At 69.2% G+C, this 16875-nt stretch carries 12 protein-coding genes and 4 pseudogenes; 9 read left to right on the plus strand and 7 right to left on the minus strand.

What is annotated here, in order from left to right; translation table 11 throughout:
• Positions 1-210 precede the first annotated feature (210 nt).
• Positions 211-894: a TetR/AcrR family transcriptional regulator gene (locus tag HO151_RS01380; protein WP_368039380.1), complete on the plus strand. Its 684-nt coding sequence runs from the start codon at positions 211-213 to the stop codon at positions 892-894.
• Here the strand turns inward: HO151_RS01380 and HO151_RS01385 are convergent.
• Positions 885-1904: pseudogene (locus tag HO151_RS01385) on the minus strand (3-hydroxyacyl-CoA dehydrogenase family protein); the annotation flags it as partial. The gene HO151_RS01380 and the pseudogene HO151_RS01385 overlap by 10 nt on opposite strands.
• Positions 1905-2198: 294 nt before the next feature.
• Here HO151_RS01385 and HO151_RS01390 point away from each other — a divergent pair.
• The 5 genes and pseudogenes from HO151_RS01390 to HO151_RS07155 all read left to right on the plus strand — a co-directional run bounded on the left by HO151_RS01390 (position 2199) and on the right by HO151_RS07155 (position 6713).
• Entirely contained in the window at positions 2199-4013 is a 1815-nt protein-coding gene (locus tag HO151_RS01390) for an AMP-dependent synthetase/ligase (protein ID WP_173894310.1), read from the plus strand.
• 76 nt (positions 4014-4089) lie between these two features.
• Positions 4090-4710 (plus strand): TetR/AcrR family transcriptional regulator, encoded by a 621-nt coding sequence (locus tag HO151_RS01395; RefSeq protein WP_254594626.1) that lies wholly within the window; start codon positions 4090-4092, stop codon positions 4708-4710.
• Between the two features lie 38 nt (positions 4711-4748).
• Positions 4749-5891: an acyl-CoA dehydrogenase family protein gene (locus HO151_RS01400; RefSeq protein ID WP_173894311.1), complete on the plus strand. Its 1143-nt coding sequence runs from the start codon at positions 4749-4751 to the stop codon at positions 5889-5891.
• A gap of 23 nt (positions 5892-5914) precedes the next feature.
• Positions 5915-6103 (plus strand): annotated as a pseudogene (locus HO151_RS07150) (nitronate monooxygenase); the annotation flags it as partial.
• 232 nt (positions 6104-6335) lie between these two features.
• On the plus strand, positions 6336-6713 hold the full coding sequence (locus HO151_RS07155) for a hypothetical protein (RefSeq protein WP_254594627.1): 378 nt from the start codon (positions 6336-6338) through the stop codon (positions 6711-6713).
• A 107-nt stretch (positions 6714-6820) separates the two neighbouring features.
• Here the strand turns inward: HO151_RS07155 and HO151_RS01410 are convergent, their stop codons facing one another.
• Both HO151_RS01410 and HO151_RS01415 read right to left on the minus strand, forming a co-directional pair.
• Positions 6821-7378 (minus strand): XRE family transcriptional regulator, encoded by a 558-nt coding sequence (locus HO151_RS01410; protein ID WP_173894312.1) that lies wholly within the window; start codon positions 7376-7378, stop codon positions 6821-6823.
• 12 nt (positions 7379-7390) lie between these two features.
• The gene (locus HO151_RS01415; RefSeq protein WP_173894313.1) at positions 7391-9631 is read right to left on the minus strand and encodes a helix-turn-helix transcriptional regulator; all 2241 of its coding nucleotides are present in this window, start codon (positions 9629-9631) and stop codon (positions 7391-7393) included.
• A 387-nt stretch (positions 9632-10018) separates the two neighbouring features.
• Here HO151_RS01415 and HO151_RS07160 point away from each other — a divergent pair.
• Positions 10019-10150, plus strand: a pseudogene (locus HO151_RS07160) (IS701 family transposase); the annotation flags it as partial.
• A gap of 260 nt (positions 10151-10410) precedes the next feature.
• On the opposite strand, the gene HO151_RS01420 reads toward HO151_RS07160, so the two are convergent.
• Positions 10411-10887, minus strand: a complete 477-nt coding sequence (locus HO151_RS01420; protein WP_173894314.1) for a MarR family winged helix-turn-helix transcriptional regulator — start codon at positions 10885-10887, stop codon at positions 10411-10413.
• An 86-nt stretch (positions 10888-10973) separates the two neighbouring features.
• On the opposite strand from HO151_RS01420, the gene HO151_RS01425 reads away from it, so the two are divergent.
• Positions 10974-11864 (plus strand): alpha/beta fold hydrolase, encoded by an 891-nt coding sequence (locus HO151_RS01425; RefSeq protein WP_173894315.1) that lies wholly within the window; start codon positions 10974-10976, stop codon positions 11862-11864.
• A 283-nt stretch (positions 11865-12147) separates the two neighbouring features.
• Here the strand turns inward: HO151_RS01425 and ispG are convergent.
• The 3 genes and pseudogenes from ispG to solA all read right to left on the minus strand — a co-directional run.
• Positions 12148-12962 (minus strand): annotated as a pseudogene (gene ispG, locus HO151_RS01430) (flavodoxin-dependent (E)-4-hydroxy-3-methylbut-2-enyl-diphosphate synthase); the annotation flags it as partial.
• A gap of 537 nt (positions 12963-13499) precedes the next feature.
• The gene (locus HO151_RS01435; RefSeq protein ID WP_173894316.1) at positions 13500-13766 is read right to left on the minus strand and encodes a hypothetical protein; all 267 of its coding nucleotides are present in this window, start codon (positions 13764-13766) and stop codon (positions 13500-13502) included.
• 704 nt (positions 13767-14470) lie between these two features.
• Positions 14471-15619 carry an N-methyl-L-tryptophan oxidase gene (gene solA, locus HO151_RS01440; RefSeq protein WP_173894317.1) on the minus strand — a complete coding sequence of 383 codons (1149 nt, stop codon included), beginning with the start codon at positions 15617-15619 and terminating at the stop codon, positions 14471-14473.
• 396 nt (positions 15620-16015) lie between these two features.
• Between solA and HO151_RS01445 the strand changes: the two genes are divergently transcribed.
• On the plus strand, positions 16016-16875 hold an 860-nt coding region (locus tag HO151_RS01445; protein ID WP_173894318.1), incomplete at its 3' end, for an AfsR/SARP family transcriptional regulator.

The following is a 16875-nucleotide window of genomic DNA, read 5'->3' on the forward strand; positions in this document are numbered from 1 at the left end:
CGCACTCAGCGCTCCGAACGCTCCCAGAGTCCCGCTCGCGAACAACATCCTGCGCCTGCTGAGTCCGTCCATCGCTCCGAACTCCTCCTTGAGTCCTGTAGCACCACTGCCCGTGTTGATACGATGAAACGCATTGTGCTTCTGTGTTTCATCAGGGGAGCACAAGTGCGCTGCGAGCGCCAGAGGCTTCACCGAATCAGGGAGGCACATGTGGAACCCGTCCTGCCGGCTCTCGGAAGGCCGCCCGGCGTTCCGTCCGTACTGGAGATCGCGTTCACCGAGGCCGCCGAGGACTCCGGGCAGGACGACGAGATGTCGGCGCGGCTTCTCGATGCCGCTTACGAGCAGTTCTGCCGCATGGGGATCAAACGCTCGACCATGGCGGACGTGGCACGCCTGGCCGGTGTCTCCCGGATCACCGTCTACCGCCGCTTCGCCACCAAGGACCAGCTGGTGGAGCATGTCGTACGGCGGGAGTTCCAGCGGTACTTCGACCGTTTCATCGTGGACATCCAGGACGCCGCGACCGTCGCCGACCGGGTCGTCCTGGGGTTTGTGAGCTCGCTCCGGGCCATCCGCCACAACCGTCTCATCGGCGGCCTTCTGAACGTCGAGCCGGACGCCGTCGTGCCGTCCATGACCGGTGACGGGGGCCGCACGCTGGGTGTGGTGCAGCGGTTCGTCGCCTCCCGGCTGCGCCGGGAACAGTGCGCGGGCCACATCGGCGCCCATGTGGAGGTGGGTCTGGTGGCCGAGATGATGGTGCGTGTGTCCGCGTCGTTCCTGGTCATCCCCAGTCATGTCGTCGACCTCGACGACGAGGAGCGGATGCGCGCGGTGGCCCGGCAGTTCCTCGTCCCGATGCTCGATCCGCCGCACGTGCCTCACCTGTAGCGCTCGTCCTCGGCCACCATGGCCACCAGGGACGCGGGGGGCTCGAACCGCGGTCCGTAGCGCTCGGTCAGTTCTCCGGCGCGGGTGACGAAGCCGCCGGGCCCTCCGGGACAGCCGTTGACGTACTGCAGGACGCCGCCGGTCCACGGAGGGAAGCCGATGCCCGGGAGGGAGCCGATGTTGGTGTCGGGCACCGACCGCAGCACGCCTTCGTCGAGGCACCGGACGGCTTCCAGCACCTCGGCGAAGAGCATCCGTTCCTTCATGTCCGCGAAGGGGATCTCACGTCCCGGCACGGCGAAGTGCTCGTGCGGTCCTGCCCACAGACCGGTGCGCCGGCCGTCGGTGTAGTCGTAGAACCCGGCGCCCGAGGGACGTCCGCCGCGCCCGAACTCGTCGATCATGCGGTCCACGACCGGTTCCGACCCGTGCGGATGCCACCCCCCTCCCTCGGCCAGTACCGCGGCCCTGGTCTCCTGACGGATCCTGCGCGGCAGGATGACGGCCTTCGCCACGGTGTGCTCGCCGGTCCTCTCCCCGGCGATGATCTCCACCAAGGGCACCTTGTCGACGGGAGGGGGAAGAAGTGCAGGCCGATGAAGCCGGCCGGACGTCCGACGCCCCCGGCCAGGCCGGTGACGGGCAGGGGGAGGTGTTGGTCCCCAGCACGGCGTCCGGCGCCACCACGTCCTGGATCTCACGGAAGACCCGCTGCCTGCGGGAGCTTGAGCTCCGGGTCCTCGAAGACGGCCTCGATCACCGGATCGCAGCCGTCGAGGTCCGCGGGGTCGGCGGTCGGCGGTCGGCATGATCCGTGCCAGGACCTCGTCGGCCTTCTCCTGCGGGAGCCGGCCGTGCGCCACGGCTGTGGCGAGGAGCTGCTCGGAGTAGCCCTTGCCCTTCTTCGCCACCTCGTAGGAAACGTCCTTGAGGACCACGGGCATGCCGCTGCGGGCACAGGAGTACGCGATCCCGGCACCCATCATGCCGGCGCCCAGGACACCCACCCGGTGCGCGGTGTGGGGCGGGTGGCCCCCGGGGCGGCTACCGCCGGACCGGATGTGCCGACGGTGCACGTGGGGGGCGTGACGGGTGTGACGGCAACAAGTAAGAGTCCTTATTGGCTGTGCGTCAATAGGACAATGATGAGATCAAGGGCAGGAAAAACAACGATGGTTGGCGGCAACTCTGCATGCCGGAACTCCGCCGAAGAGCTCTTTCCGCTTCATGTATTGACTCAAAGCCAAGAACGGTTCACGGTGGGGACCGCCAGGAACCAGCGCATGTGATGGAGGGAGCCCGCCGTGCCGGCAGAGCAGTTGTACGCGTCCGTCGAGGGGCTGACGATCCCCGCGCTGCTGCGTCGCAACGCCCAGCAGTTCGCCGGGCTCCCGGCGCTGACCACCGGCATCGGGCCGGACGCCGGGACCCTGTCGTGGTCGCAGTTGCGTGCGGAGGTGGCGGCCCTCGCCCGCGGGCTCACGCTCCTGGGACTGGAAAAGGGCGACCGCATGCTCATCGCGATGTCCAAGCGGGCCGAGCACTGGATCACCGACCTGGCCGCGGTCCACATCGGCGCCCTGGCGTGCAGCACGTACGACACCCTGAGCAGCGAGCAGATCGCAGCCGTGGCCCGGCACAGCGCAGCCGTCGTCCTCGTCCTGCAGGGCAAACAGCAGATGGACCGCTGGCAGCCGGTCCTGGACGACCTGCCGAACCTGCGCGCCGTCGTCGTTCTCGACTGGGAGGCCGCCCCCGCCGGTGATCCGCGTTTCGTCAGCTACGCCGCCGTACGCGGCGCGCTGCCGCCCGACGACGCCGCCTTCGAGACGCTCACCGATGCCGTCACCCCCGATCAGCCGCTGGCCCTGGTGTACACGTCGGGCACGACCGGTGAGCCCAAGGGCGTGGTGCTCTCGCACCGCAACGTGATCCATGAGTCCCTGATGCAGGACCATCTCGTCCCCGTCCCGCAGCATCCCAGGTCGCTCGCGTATCTGCCGATGGCGCACATCGCCGAGCGGGTGCTCGGCATCTACCTGCCGATCTGCAACGCGGGCCACGTCACGATATGCCCGGAGCCCGACCAGCTCCTGTCCGCGCTGCTCACCGTGCGCCCTCAGGGCTTTTTCGGAGTTCCCCGGGTGTGGGAGAAGCTCGCGGCCGGCCTGCAGACGAAGCTGGCCACGCTTTCCGGACAGCAGAGGGCCGCGGTGGCCCAGGCCCGGAAGATCGCGCTGGAGGTGTATCGGCTTCGCTCCGACGGACAGGACATCCCCGCGCGGCTCGCGGAACCGCTGGCGCAGCTCGACGAGCAGGTGATGCGGCCCCTGCGGGCGGCCGTCGGGCTCGACGACTGCCACAGGGCCTTCAGCGGCGCGGCACCGATTCCTGTCGGCGTGCTGGAGTTCCTGGCGAGCGTGGGCCTGCCGGTGTACGAGGTGTGGGGGCTGAGCGAGACCACCGGCGCGGCGACGGTCAGCACACCGGAGGTCTTCGCGCCCGGTTCGGTGGGCCGTCCCGGGCCGGGCATCGAGGTGAAGGAGGCCGACGACGGCGAGCTCCTCGTCCGCGGCCCTGTCGTGTTCACCGGCTACCTGCAGGACGACGGCCGCATCGAGAGCGCGACGGACACCGAGGGCTGGCTGCCCACGGGTGACGTCGGAACGGTCGACTCACGCGGGCTGGTCACCATCACCGATCGCAAGAAAGAGATCATCATCACCGACGCCGGCAAGAACATCGCCCCGACCAGGATCGAATCGCTGCTGCGCGCGCATCCGCTGATCGCTCACGCCGTCGCGATCGGCGACCGGCGGCGCTACGTCACCGCGCTCCTGGTACTGGACGCGGAGACGGCGCCGCTGTGGGCAAAGGCGAAGGGGATCACCGAGTCCGATCCGGTGGCGCTGATCGGCAACCCCGTGGTGTCGGCGGCTCTGGACGGGGCGGTCGCCGAGGCGAACGCGGTGCTCTCCAGGGCGGAACAGGTGAAGAAGTACCGTGTCCTGGCAGGTCCCTGGACCGCCGAGACCGGTGAACTGACGCCCAAACTGAGCCTGCGCCGCCGTGCCGTCGACGAACTGCACGCCGCCGTGATCGAGTCGATGTACACGTAGGGCACTCGTCCGCGACACAGGTCACCCGCCTGGGACACAGGTCACCCGCCTGGGACCACGAAAGGAACATGAGCCCATGGGCGTTCAGCGCGAGGTCCAGCGACGCCGGATGGAGCCCGACGCCCGGCGCGCCGAGATTCTCGGCGTCGCACGCAGGCTGTTCGGGGCCGGCGGCTACACCACGGTGTCCCTCTCGGACATCGCCGCCGAGGCCGGTGTGGCGCGTGCGCTGGTCAGCCACTACTTCGGCAGCAAGCGGCAGCTCTATCTGGAGGTCGTCCGCCAGATGATGGTCGTCCCGGCCTCCGTCTCCGAGCGGCTCCCGCCCACCACGGCCGAGGAACGGGTGTCGATCTGCGTCGACCGGTGGCTCGAGGTCGTGGAGCGCAACCAGGAGATGTGGCTGTCCGCGATCGGCCTGGAGGCCCTGGGCAACGATCCGGAGATCGACCAGATCATGCTCGAAGCCGACGAGATCGCCACCGACCGGGTGCTGGAAGCGGCGATGCTGGCGGACATCACCCAGGGCCGGCAGAAGCTCCGGGCGATGATCCGCGCCCACAGCGGCATGCTGAAGGCCGCCTCCCGCGAATGGCTGGTACGCGGCACCCTCAGCCGCAGCGACCTGCACGTGATGCTGACACGCACCGTGCTCCACCTGGTCGACACGGTCTTCCCCGCCCTGCAGGACGAGTGAGAACACCTTCAGTGCCCTTGCCGACGAAAGAGAGCGTCATGCCCCGAGTCCTGTCGGACGAACGCCGCGATCTGGCCAGGACGGTCGCCGGCTTCTGCCGCCGCGAGTGCGGAACGAAGGAACAGCGCGACAAGCTGACCGCCAACGGCCAGGAGCAGCACAACCAGAAGCTGTACGAGAAGATGGCCGCCCTGGGCTGGCTGGGCATCGCGATCCCGCCGGAGCACGGAGGCGTGGGCCAGGGGATGGCGGACCTGTGCCTGTTCCTGCAGGAGACCTCCTACGGGCTGGCGCCCATCAGCGGATTCGGGACCACCGTCATCGCGGCCGCGGCATACGAGAAGTTCGGCACCGAGGAGCAGAAGCGCACCGTGCTCGGCGGTGTGGTCAACGGCCGCGTCGAAGCCGTCTCGATGTCGGAGCCCGGCGCCGGCTCCGATGTGGGCGCCCTGACCTGCCGCGCCGAACCCGTGGCCGGCGGCTACGTCGTCAACGGGCAGAAGACCTGGTGCTCCAACGCGCACTTCGCCGACCACATCCTGCTCATCGCCCGTACGGAACAGGGTGGGTCCAAGCACCACGGCCTCACCCAGTTCATGGTGGCGAGCGATGCCGACGGCCTGCAGATCAGAGGCATCGACACCATGGGAGGCAAGGACGTCAACGACCTGTACTTCACCGACTGCTTCGTCCCCGACTCCGCGGTCGTCGGTACGCCCGGACAAGGATGGACCCAGCTCATGGCGGGGCTGAACCTCGAACGCATGATCCTGGCCGCCCTGATGCTGGGAACCGCGCGACGGGCGTTCGACGACACCCTCACCTACGTACGCCGGCGCGAACAGTTCGGCAGGCCCATCGGGTCCTTCCAGGCGCTCAAGCACCGGATCGCGGACACGGCCACCGAACTCGAGTGCGCCCAACTGCTGCTCGATGACGTGGCCGCCACCATCGATGCCGAACCCGGCCGCGTGTTCGCACGCGAAGCGTCCATGGCCAAGCTCAAATGCACCGAACTCGCCAAGCACGTGACTCTGGAGGGCATGCAGATGATGGGCGGCTACGGATACGCCACGGAGTACGGCATGGAAGCCCTGCTGCGGTCAACTCTCATCTCCACCGTGTACGGCGGAACGAGCGAGATCCAGCGGGAGATCATCGGCAAGACCTACGGGCTGTAGGGGACGACGAGCCGACCACACGATTCCGTGACGCGTTCGGCGTGGAACACCCCATCGTCCAGGGCGGCACGCGGTGGGTGGGACGGGCGGAACTTGTCGCCGCGGTCGCCGACGCGGGCGCACCCGGCTTCCTGACGGCTCTCCCCCAGTCGACGCCGGAAGCATTCGTCAAGGAGATCACGCGCTGCCGGGAGAGGACCGACAGGCACTTCGGCAACCACGAACTCGCCACCGCACTGATCTTCCAGCCGCTGCGCGACACCGCTCGGGTGGCGAGCGGCTCCGTCAGCCGCAAGGCCGTCGACCTGCTCCACGACGGCGGCGGCGCCATAGTGTTCTCCGTACGCCAAGGTCCAGCAGGGCAAGGGCAAGGGCAAGGGCAAGCCGGTGCGCATTCCGCCGGCCGGCAATCCGGCTCCGGACCGAGCTGGAAGGAGGCATCCGATGAAGGACCGGGAGGACGACGAGTACTGCCTCTACGTCAACGGAGGCGAGGGCTCGGACCTCTGGAGCCTGCTGGCGGACTGGTCCGACAGCGAGGACGAACAGGAGCGGCTGCGGCACATTCCGCGTTTCTCCCGGCTGATCCGCCGCTGGCAGCCGCTCGGCTTCATCAAGGTGTTCCGGCCGGACGAATGGCCGGCCGGCCACACCGGTGAGGAGATCTGCGAGCAGGAGTTGGACGAACTCCTCGCGGATCCCGGCAGTTGGACATACATCGAGGAGCCGACCCGCTGGACCTGCGTGGCCTCCGGCGACCGCGACATCCAGGAGCTCGAAGAAGGCATGTGCGACCAGGAGTCGGTGATCACCGCCTCCTGAGACAGGGAGCCCCGGCCGAAGGAATCGGCCGGGGCTCCCGTGTCCGATCAACGGCCCCGTGGCCGCCGTGCGTCTGCGGGGCCCGCTGACTGTCCAGGATGTGCCTGCTACAGATCGAACTCCAGGTGCTCGATGTCCGTGAACCGGACCTCCTCCAGGCTCCCGGCGCGGCGGCCACCGTCCTGGAAGTAGACCTCTTTGAGCGCTTCAGCGGCGATCTCCTGGAGTCGGGTGTCGCCGGCACCTTGCTCCTGGGCCTCGAAGAGGCGGGCCGCGTACTGTGGGGGCAGGGCGACGGTCAGGTGCCGGATGCGGTCCTGGTCGGTGGAGCCGATGGGTGCGGTGTAGCCGAGCCGGGCGCGGGTGTCGATGACGATGCCGCCCGTGCTCGCCGCCTTCGCCCGGGCCTTGGCCCGGATCTGCGGTTGCCAGCGCTTCTTCACCTCGCGCTCCAGACGCGCGGCGAGGTCCGGGCGGGGCTTTTTGATCTGGTCCTTCACGTACCGTTCGACGGTGCGCCGGGAGATGCGCAGCAGCTGGGCGACCGCCTTGGTACCGCCCAGTCGCCTGACCAGGTACCGCATCTGCGGGCCCGCGTTCTTGGGCGCCGGGCGGGTGAAGGCCTTCTGCACCGCGGCGTCCAGGCCGTCCCCGATCAGGCTCATCGTGGTCCCCTCCTACTCTCCGTTGTCGGCATCGGTGACGGTGCCGTCCTTGATGTACCGGGCCAGGTTGAGCTCCGGCGCGTCGAACCGCTCCCGGACCTCCTCGCCCCACAGGACGTCCTGGGTGCCCTCGTGCTTGACCAGGCCGGGGTTGATGCCGAGCTTGAAGCCGCCGGGCAGCGGCTTGCCCTCACGGTAGGGCAGGAAGTCCAGCGGGCTGGTGCCGTTGGCGGCGTAGACGACGCAGTCGGACAGGATCGCGATCGGGTACTGCCCGGTGAAGGCGGCGTGCTTGACGATCTTGCGGTGCAGGTTGATGCGGGTGCGGGAGATGACCGCCGCGCGGATGTCGGGCCGCCAGGTGGGGCGGGACAGGGCGCGCCACGGCTCGCCGGGCCGCCAGCCCTCGCCGCGGGGCCGCTCGCGGAGCTTGCCCAGGCCGCCCTTGACCGTCGCCTTGATCGCCGTGGTGACGATCGCGAGCTGCGGGTCGCGGGCCTTGTAGCCGTCCATCGCCGCGAGGAAGCCGGCCGGGGCGAGATCGGCGCCCACACCGAGGTCGGCCATCGTGGCGAGGTAGGCATCGCGCAGCCGCTGGTACCAGCCGTCCAGGTAGCGGCCGTTCTCGTAGCGCACCCACGCCTCCAGCGGCGCGACGCCGTAGCCGAGCTCCACCGCGTAGGCGACGGTGGGCGTCGCGTACCAGGCCGGACCCGTCGGACGCTCGCCCTTCGGCGTGAACGGGGAAGGCAGCAGGCTGCCGTCCAGCTCCACCCACTCCTTGCCGACCTTCACCCGGGACAGGTCGACGTGGGAGAGGTCGACCAGCCACGAGCCGGGCAGCTTCGGGTCGAACGCCGGGTTGGTGACGTGCGTCGGCTCACCGAGGCCGACGACCAGGCCGTTGGCGCCGGCGGCGAAGGCCATGTTCACGTCGATGCCGACCAGGTGCCGCAGGGTGCACTCGGCATCGGTCATCGGCCGCGCCCAGTCGTACGCCTCCTCGAACAGCTTCTCCGCCGGGCCGCGGACGTGGAAGCGCGGCAGATCCTTGAGCAGCGGGTGCCCGTCCGGTGCCTCGCACGGTGCACAGTCCACCGCCTCCTTACCGAGCGAGCCGGGGTTGTGCTCGGAGTGCCGCTTGCCGTCGGCGTCCGGCCCGGAGGCCCGGGTCGGCGGGTGCAGCGCGGTCATCAGCTCCAGGCCCGTCACCGCGGTGGAGCCACGCGGCGTCATCACGCGGGAGGCGTACACGCCCAGGACGCGGGCGAGCTCCGCCGGTGGGAGCTGCCCGGCCTCACCCCAGTGCCGGGTGTCCAGCGCGTTCCATGAGGGGATGCACAGCTGCACGCAGGCCCGCTCCGAACCGGTCGCCGGACGGTAGATCCGCGCCCACGGCCCGAACCCGCGCTTGGTCAGCTTCCACTGCGCGCGCACCAGCTGCTTGATGACCTTGTGGCCCTCCGGCAGGCGCCCGGCGAGCCGCTCCTCCTCCGTGAGCGTCACGGGAAGGCCGTAGCGCTCCAGGGCGGTTTCGGTGAGCACGAGCAGCGGATCGGCGTCCTTGCCGGACCCGGACAGCTTCGGCTGACCGAGCCCGGCCTCCTTGAGGGTCCAGTCGACCAGGGACGGCAGGGACTTGGCGGGCACGTCCAGGACCAGGCCGCCGGCGCAGTACGCCAGCACCTTCCCGTCCTCGACGTCGACGACCGCCAGCGGCCCGTTCTCGAACCGCGGGTCGGTGCCGTCCCCCGGGGTGTTGGCCGGGGCCGCCTTCCGCGCGCCGGAACGGCGCGACGCCGACGGCCTGGTGGTGCTCACCGGGCGGGGCGCGACATCCGGAGCAGCGGGGGCAGCAGGGGCAGCAGGGCGGAGTACGGTGTTCGCGGGCTCCGCAGCCGGGCCTGTGAGTGCGGTGCGGGCTTGGTCCGGTTCATCTGCCAATGGCGCAGGAGCGGCCGCAGCGGCAGTCGTCTCGGGGATCGCCGTGTCCTCAGGAGGCACCGGAGCGTTGGCGGGGTAGAGCTGGGCGAGTTGCTTGAGCATGCGGGCGTAGGCATCGCGCTCCGGCGGCCGTGGCTCGGTCTTGCCGGACTCCCAACCACTGACCGTCGCGCGCCGCACCTGCAGTGCAGTGGCCACCTCGTCCAGCGTCAGGCCATGTGCCTGGCGCAGCCGCCTGCGCTCTGCCGGGGGCGGTAGTGGGGAACGGGACGCAATGAGTGCGTCAACCGCGTCGAACAGCTCGGACATGCAGCACCTCCTGTCCCGCAACCCTAGCGTGAAGCGAACATTTCGCGTACCAAGCCCGTACGGATGGCGTTCACGTCTTGATCTCATGTGGCGGGGCAGCGGTCAGGGCTGGCAAGAGCTCGTCAAGAATCCGGCAGTGGTCGTTGCTTGGTCAGCCCCTGGCCTGGCAGCGCAGAGACCGGAACCGGGCGAGGCTCACGCAGTTGACCAGGACGCTTCGATGCTGGCGGGTGAAAGTCGCACCGCGTCTGCAGCAGCGTCTCCTCAACTGACGTCGCACCATCGGGGACTGGGCTGGTACTCCAGTCAGAAATCGTTGCCTGAGCTGGCTGGATTCGTTGTTCGGGCATGGTGGGGATGGACGAAGCCGGCCTGTGAGCTGAGGAGTTGGAGTCGGTGTTCGCGCAGGTGGCGGGCCGGTCCTCAAGGGTGGATCTGCGGTGGCGGATGCGGGACTACGTGCGTGGTCTGCCGGCGCCGGTGGAACGGGAAAACGGCTGGCAACTCGCTGAGCATGCTCGCCCACGCATTCCTGGCCGCAGTCGCAGCCCAGGCCACCGAAAGGGGGGCCGCACAAACGACTCCACCAGCACCCTCCGCTTCACGGTGGCAGAGATCCGCAGACTCCTGGACACTCTCTCGCCCCGCCCCGTTCCCCACCTCGGACCAGTCGTCCACTCCCTGAACTGGCCCCTCCGGTGCAGACAGCACCAGACCATCGCCCGCCGCTGCCACTACAGAAGAAGAACCTGCTCAGGCAACGATTTCCAACTGGAGTACTAGCGCAGTTCCTGTCCCGCCGCCCAGCCCGGAGCGTCGAGGTTGATGGGCGAGTCGCCGACGAACTGGGCGAGCTGCGTTTCCAGCTCGGCGAGTTCCGCGGCGCCCAGACGCGCTTCCCAGCGGGCCCGCACCTCGTCGAAGATCGCCGTGCCCTCGGTGAGCAGCCCGATCCCGTGATCGGTGATCCGGATGTTCTTGCGGCGGCTGTCGGCGGGGTCGGTCTCGGTGGTGACGTACCCGCGTTCGACGAGCGCGGCGATCGTCTTCGCCGCGGCCTGCTTGGTGACGGCGAGTCTGCGGGCCAGGTCCGAGGCGCTGTCGGCGCCGGCCCGGATGGCCCGGATCGCGTACTCGTGCGACGGCCGGGCGTCGGGGTATCCCCGGGTCGCCAGCTCCCGGACCACTTCGTCCACCAGATTGCGGTAGCTACCCAGGAGCAGCAGGGCGAGATCGGCGCCGGATCGCGAGGACATGACCACAGTCTAGATCTTCCCCGACCTGGACAACCAGGTTGACCAACACTAAAGTCAACCTGATTGTCTATCTTGGGAGTCTCCGTATGACCAGCTCTTTCGTGACCGCCTCGCCCGCCGTGGCGGGCGTCACACACCACACCGCCGAGGTCAACGGCACCACGCTGCACTACGTCTCGGCGGGCGACAGCGGCTCCCCGATCCTGCTGGTGCACGGGTGGCCGGAGTCCTGGTGGGCCTTCCGCGACGTCATCCCGCTGCTCGCCGCCACCCACCGGGTCTTCGCCGTCGACCTGCGCGGCTTCGGCGACTCCGGCATCAACGGCGGCGACCACGACCTGGTCACCATGGCGGAGGACCTGCACCGGCTGGTCGCCCACCTCGGCGCCGGGCCCGTGCACGTGACCTGCCAGGACATCAGCGGCGGGCCGGTCTTCGCGTTCGCGGCCACGCACCCCGGCGACGTCCTCAGCTTCACCGGCGTCGAGACCACCCTTCCGGGATACGGCTGGGAGATGCTGGCCGACGTGAAGAACGGCGGCTCCTGGCACGTGGGATTCCTGGCCGCCCCGGGAATCGCGGAGCGGTTCCTGGCCGGCCGCGAGCGAGTGATGCTCGAGTGGGCCGTCTCGGCGATGACGACGGTGCCGGGCGCGGTCACCGGGGCCGACCTCGACGAGTTCGCCCGCACCTACGCGCGGCCGGGCGGCTGGCGCGGCACCGAGGAGCTCTACCGTTCCTCCCTGACCGGCGGCGACCGGATACGGGCACTGGCCCAGTCACGGCCGCTGACCGTTCCCGTGCTCGCCGTCGACGGCATCAACGCCCCCTTCACCCAGCGGACGATGCGCCAGGTCGCCGACGACGTCACCGCGCTCACCATCCCGGACGTCGGGCACTTCGTCGCGCAGGAGGCGCCCGCCGCCTTCGCCGCCGCGGTCGGCGACTTCGCCGACCGCGTCGACCGGAACCGCTGAACGGCCTGCCAGCCGCCGGCGTCTCCTCCGTACTGCGCCCACAGCTCGTGCGTCTGGGCGGCGACGGCGCGGGCGGCGTGGCGCTGTTCCGGCAGGGCCCGCTCGTTGTCGGCCACGCTGTCCAAGAGGTCGTGCAGCGCGGCGGTCAGTGTCACCATCGCGTCGTCGATCACCGGTTCGCCGATCCGGGCGTGAAAGGTGAGGTGGAGTCCGGCGAGCTGGGCGAGCCTGCCGGCTTCGCCGCGGCGCAGGTCGGCGCGGTAGGCGGCGATCAGCTCCGGTGTCCCTTGCCGTTGCCGGAGGCGACGCCCAGGTCGGCTTCGCGGGGTTCGCCGGGGCCGTTGACGACGCAGCCCATGACGGCCAGGCGCAGCGGAGAGGGGAAGCCGTCCAGAGCGGCGGTGACGCGTCCGGTGAGGGTGTGGACGTCGACCTGGGCGCGACCGCAGGAGGGACAGGAGACGATCTCCAGTTGGCGGGTGCGCAGCCCCAGGGACTGCAGGGTCCGCAGGCCGGCCTTGACCTCTTCGACGGTGGGTGCGGTCAGGGAGACGCGGATCGTGGCGCCGATGCCTTCGCTGAGCAGGATTGCGAAGGCGGCCACGGACTTGATGGTGCCCTGCGATGAAAGGCCGGCTTCCGGGACGCCCAGGTGCAGGGGTAGTCGCAGGCGGCGGCGAGGCGCCGGTAGGCGGCAACCACGGTCATGGGGTCGTGGTGGTTGACGGAGATCTTGAGGTCGGTGAAGCCGTGTTCTTCGAGCAGGGAGCATTCCCACAGCGCGGGCTCCACCAGGGCTTCGGGGGTGGCTTTGCCGTACTTGGCCGGCAGCCGCCGGTCCAGGCTGCCTGCGTTGACGCCGATACGGATCGGCACCCCGGCCGCAGCGGCCGCTTTGGCGATCTCCTCGACCTTGTCGTCGAAGGCTTTGATGTTGCCGGGGTCGACCCGCACGGCGGTGCAGCCGGCGTCCAGGGCTGCGAAGACGCAGCGGGGCTGGAAGTGGATGTCGGCGATGACGGGGATCTTCGACTTCGCGGCGATCGCGGGCAGGGCGTCGGCGTCGTCCTGCGAGGGCACCGCGACCCGCACGATTTCACGCTGCGGACAATGTTCAGGGTCGTTGGCGGGGCAGCCGGGTCCGCGGGTGCCCCAATCGGTGGTGTGGCCCTCGCCTGTGAGCCCGGCGAACCGGGCTCGCCAGGCGGACCCCCCGGTGCGCGGTGAGCGTGCGGTGGTAGCCCTCGCACGCGCTCTCCCTGGCTCTTCACCGGGCCCTTGAGGCAGCCGCCGGGGCGGCGTCCTCCGCCTCGGTCAATGGTGATGGTGGTGATCCACCACTGGGGTACGCAGCGGGCAGGCAGGATCCGCGGCGCCCCGGATGGCCGCCCGGCGCCCAAGAACCGCCGCCCTGCCACCCCTGTGACGTCGGCAGACCCACCACACGCCCTGCGGGCAACTGAAGACCACAAAAGAGGACATGGGAAAAATTCAGTCCGAATCCGCGGCGTCCGGCAAGACACCTCGCGGCGTTGCTGCACGGCCCGAGTGCACCTGTGCACGGGTCATGCGCCGCCCCGCGATGTGTCTCACCGGAGGTCGCGGCCCGGTCCGACACGATCCAGAAGAAACGTCTTATGCCAGCAGAGCGCCGAGGACCATACCGCCGATCAGGCCGACAGCGCTGACCACGAGGGCGGGCACGGCGAGTCGCTCATGCCGGACGGTCTTGGCGATGATGGCCAGGACCAGAGCGATCACACCGAAGACGATCGGAAAGAAAATCAATGAGAGCACGCCCAGCACCATCGCGATGATGCTCAGCGCGTTGTCGGTCGCCGTGCCCTTCGGCGCACCGTGGGGCTGCTGTCCGGTCAGGCGGTTGTCGTACTGCGTCGTCATCCGTCTCTCCTTCGAGTGATAACCCTCAGACCGGTCCCGGCGTGGACCGGCAACCCTACGGTTGCCCGCGATTCCCCTGCGAACACCGCGTTTCGAGATCGCCGTCGCCATGACCGGCATCCGCGTGAGACGACCGGTCCAGGCCGTGCGGAGGCTTGGCAGCGGAGGCGGGTGATCTTCCGATGGGGCGATGGCCTGTCCGTAGTGAGTGGTGCCGCTCGCCGTGGTGACGGACGGGACAGGATGGGTGCTCAGGTCCTCGAAGGTGGCCCCGTCCTGTGCTGGGGTGTGCGTCCGCGCACGCCCGCGGGCTGGGGCGGAAAGAACGATGTCCACGACCACGGAGGCGCATCACTCCGGCCTCAAGGGTGACACCTGCCTTTCGACATGGGTGTGACACGCTTCCCGGGCCTCATCGGTGAAGTGGGCGGACGGCGGAGAGGAACGCGCGGAAATCGCGTGTGAGTTGCACGACGTGGTGACACCCCCTCCGGGCGTCACCCGGAATCCGGCCCGCGCACGCCTGTTCGGCGGCGCCACAATTCGGCTCTCCTTCTTTGACGCCGGCGCGGCCCGTCAAGGACGGTGGCGCATGGTCACCGAAACCGCCGACGAGGCACCCGTGGCCGCTACAACCAGTGACGATCCCGGCGAATTCGGAGCCGTACCGTACCGCGCTCGGCCGAGCATTTCGGAATCACCGATCATTTCAAGACGGACCGATCCGGACTGACGAAGTCCAGCGGCATGCGCGCGGGCCTGTGGGTCACCAGGTCGGCCAGGATCTCCCCGATGCCGCTGGCATGTTTGAAACCGTGCGCATTGCAGCCCCCGGCAAGAATCAAACGCGGATCGCCTCCCGGTCTTCCGATGACGAACTGCCCGTCCGGTGTGGCGGTGAGCATGCACACCGACACCTGCGAGGGAATGGGTTCGAGCCCCGGCAAACAGCGTTCCAGTACCCTCGTGAGGTCGGCCCAGTCCTCGCTGACGGCACTCCGGTCGTCCGTGTCCGGGTCGATGGGGCGCGGCCTCCTCCCATGGGCCTCCAGGCCCAGCTTGACGCCGTACTCCTTCTCGCTGCCGTTGCCCCACAGGACCTCCCGCCCCGGAAGCTCACGCATGAACACGGGAAAGCGGTCCAGTTCGAACCGGTCGTCACCGGTGGCGGAGCGGAACCACGTGATCGGCATCCGCAGGGGGGTCAGCGCCATGCCCGGAACCAGCGAGGCGAGCCAGGAGCCGATGGTCATCACGGCCTGCCGCGCTCGTATCAGCCCTCCTCCGATCTCCAACTCGACGCCACCGGAGACCAGTTCGACGGAGTGCACCTGTGTGCCGGTGACGACCCGCGCCCCGGCTGAGCGGGCGAGCCCGGTCGCGGCGCGTACGGCTTCCTCGGGGCGCAGGATGCCGGCCGACGGCTCCCACACCGCGATGTCGCCGGGGCCGGTTCCCGCGTGCTGGCGGAAGCGTTCGCGCAGCTCCGGCGGAGCCAGTCGCTCCACGTGGATGCCATGCCGGCGCGCGGCGCGCAGCGTGCCGCCGACGACACGGCCGTCCTCGGGTCCGATCAGCAGCCCGCCGCGGTTCTCGAAGAGCGACGTGCCGGTCAGGCCGGCGAGTTCGTGCCACAGTTCCAGCGATCGCCGTGCCAGCGGCACGAGTTCCGGGTGTTCCAGGCAGGTGACGCGGAACATGCGTGACCCGCCGTGCGAGGCCCCCCAGGCATGACCCGGGTGGAACTGCTCGATGCCGAGGGCGTCAACGCCCCGGGAGGCGATCTGCCAGAGTGCGCAGGATCCCCACGCGCCCAGTCCGACCACCGCCACTTCCGCGTCCCAACTGCTCATGACCCTCCTGACGTCCGGGCGGTGCGGGCCACGGGCGAGAGCGGTCAGGTCGTTCCGGTGCGCCTCGGGCCCGAGGACCGCGGGAAAACGCACCGATGGTCGCCCAGCCCGCTGACACCGCCCTGACGACCTGCCAGGAGACTGACGCACAAAGTGTTTCCCAAAGGCCGTCAGTGGCGGATTTTCATGTGGTGACTCTTTCAACATGGCCACTTAGGATCATTGCAACACGGGTTCCGGCTTTGCTGGAGCGCCGCGTCGGTCACCTGACAGGTCCCGTTAGTTCAACAGGAAAGGAGACGGCAGCGGAGCCCGGTCTCATCCCCCACACAGAACCTTCTGCGAACCGGATTTCCGACAACATCGGGAGAAAGTTTGAAGTTCAGAGTTCTTGGATTGACGGAGCTGTACAACAGCGTCAACCAACGCAGGGTCCCCCTCAGCAGCCACAAGCAGCGCGCCTTGATGGGGGCACTCATCGTCAAGTGCGGCTCCACGGTTTCCGCCGAACAGTTGAGCGAGGAAGTCTGGGGTAATTCCAAACCTCGTAAGTCCGCCAACGCCCTCCAGGCCCAGATCTACCGGTTACGCCGGATGATGGATCCGCTCAAGGGCGGTGAGGCCGCCGCCCAGGAGTGTCTGATCACCGAGGAGTCCGGTTACGTCCTCAGGGCGGACCCCGAGCAGATAGACAGCGAAGTCTTCGTCCGCACCGTCGACCGGGCGCGTCACACCGCCGTCCAGGATCCGGTGCTCGCGGAGAAGCTGGTCCGCGGCGCGCTGAAGCTGTGGCGCGGCCCGGCCTTCCAGGGCAGCCGCGGCCCGCTCTGCACCGCCGGCGCGGCGATGCTGGAGGAGGCGAGGCTGAGCGCCCTGGAACTCCTCTACGACGTGTCGCTGCGCGCCAACATGCACGCGCACGTCATCGCCGAACTGGAAGAACTCACCAACAGCTATCCGCTGCGGGAACGTTTCTACGATCAGTTGATGGTCGCCCTCTACCGCTGCGGCCACCAGGCACAGGCACTGAGCGTCTACGAACGGGTCCGTCGCCGTCTGGCCGACGAACTCGGCGTCACACCGGTGCCCGCGCTCAGCAAACGGATGCAGCAGATACTGTCCCACTCCCCCGAACTGCTGGACGTGCACGCGGCGGGCGCCACCGGCCCTCAGCGGATCACCCTGCGCACCCAGCCGTCCTCCTCGGCCATCGCGCCCGCGCCCAGCACGGCGCCCCGGCCCGCGGGCGGCGTCCG

The sequence above is a fragment of the Streptomyces sp. 8P21H-1 genome (genome assembly GCF_013302945.1).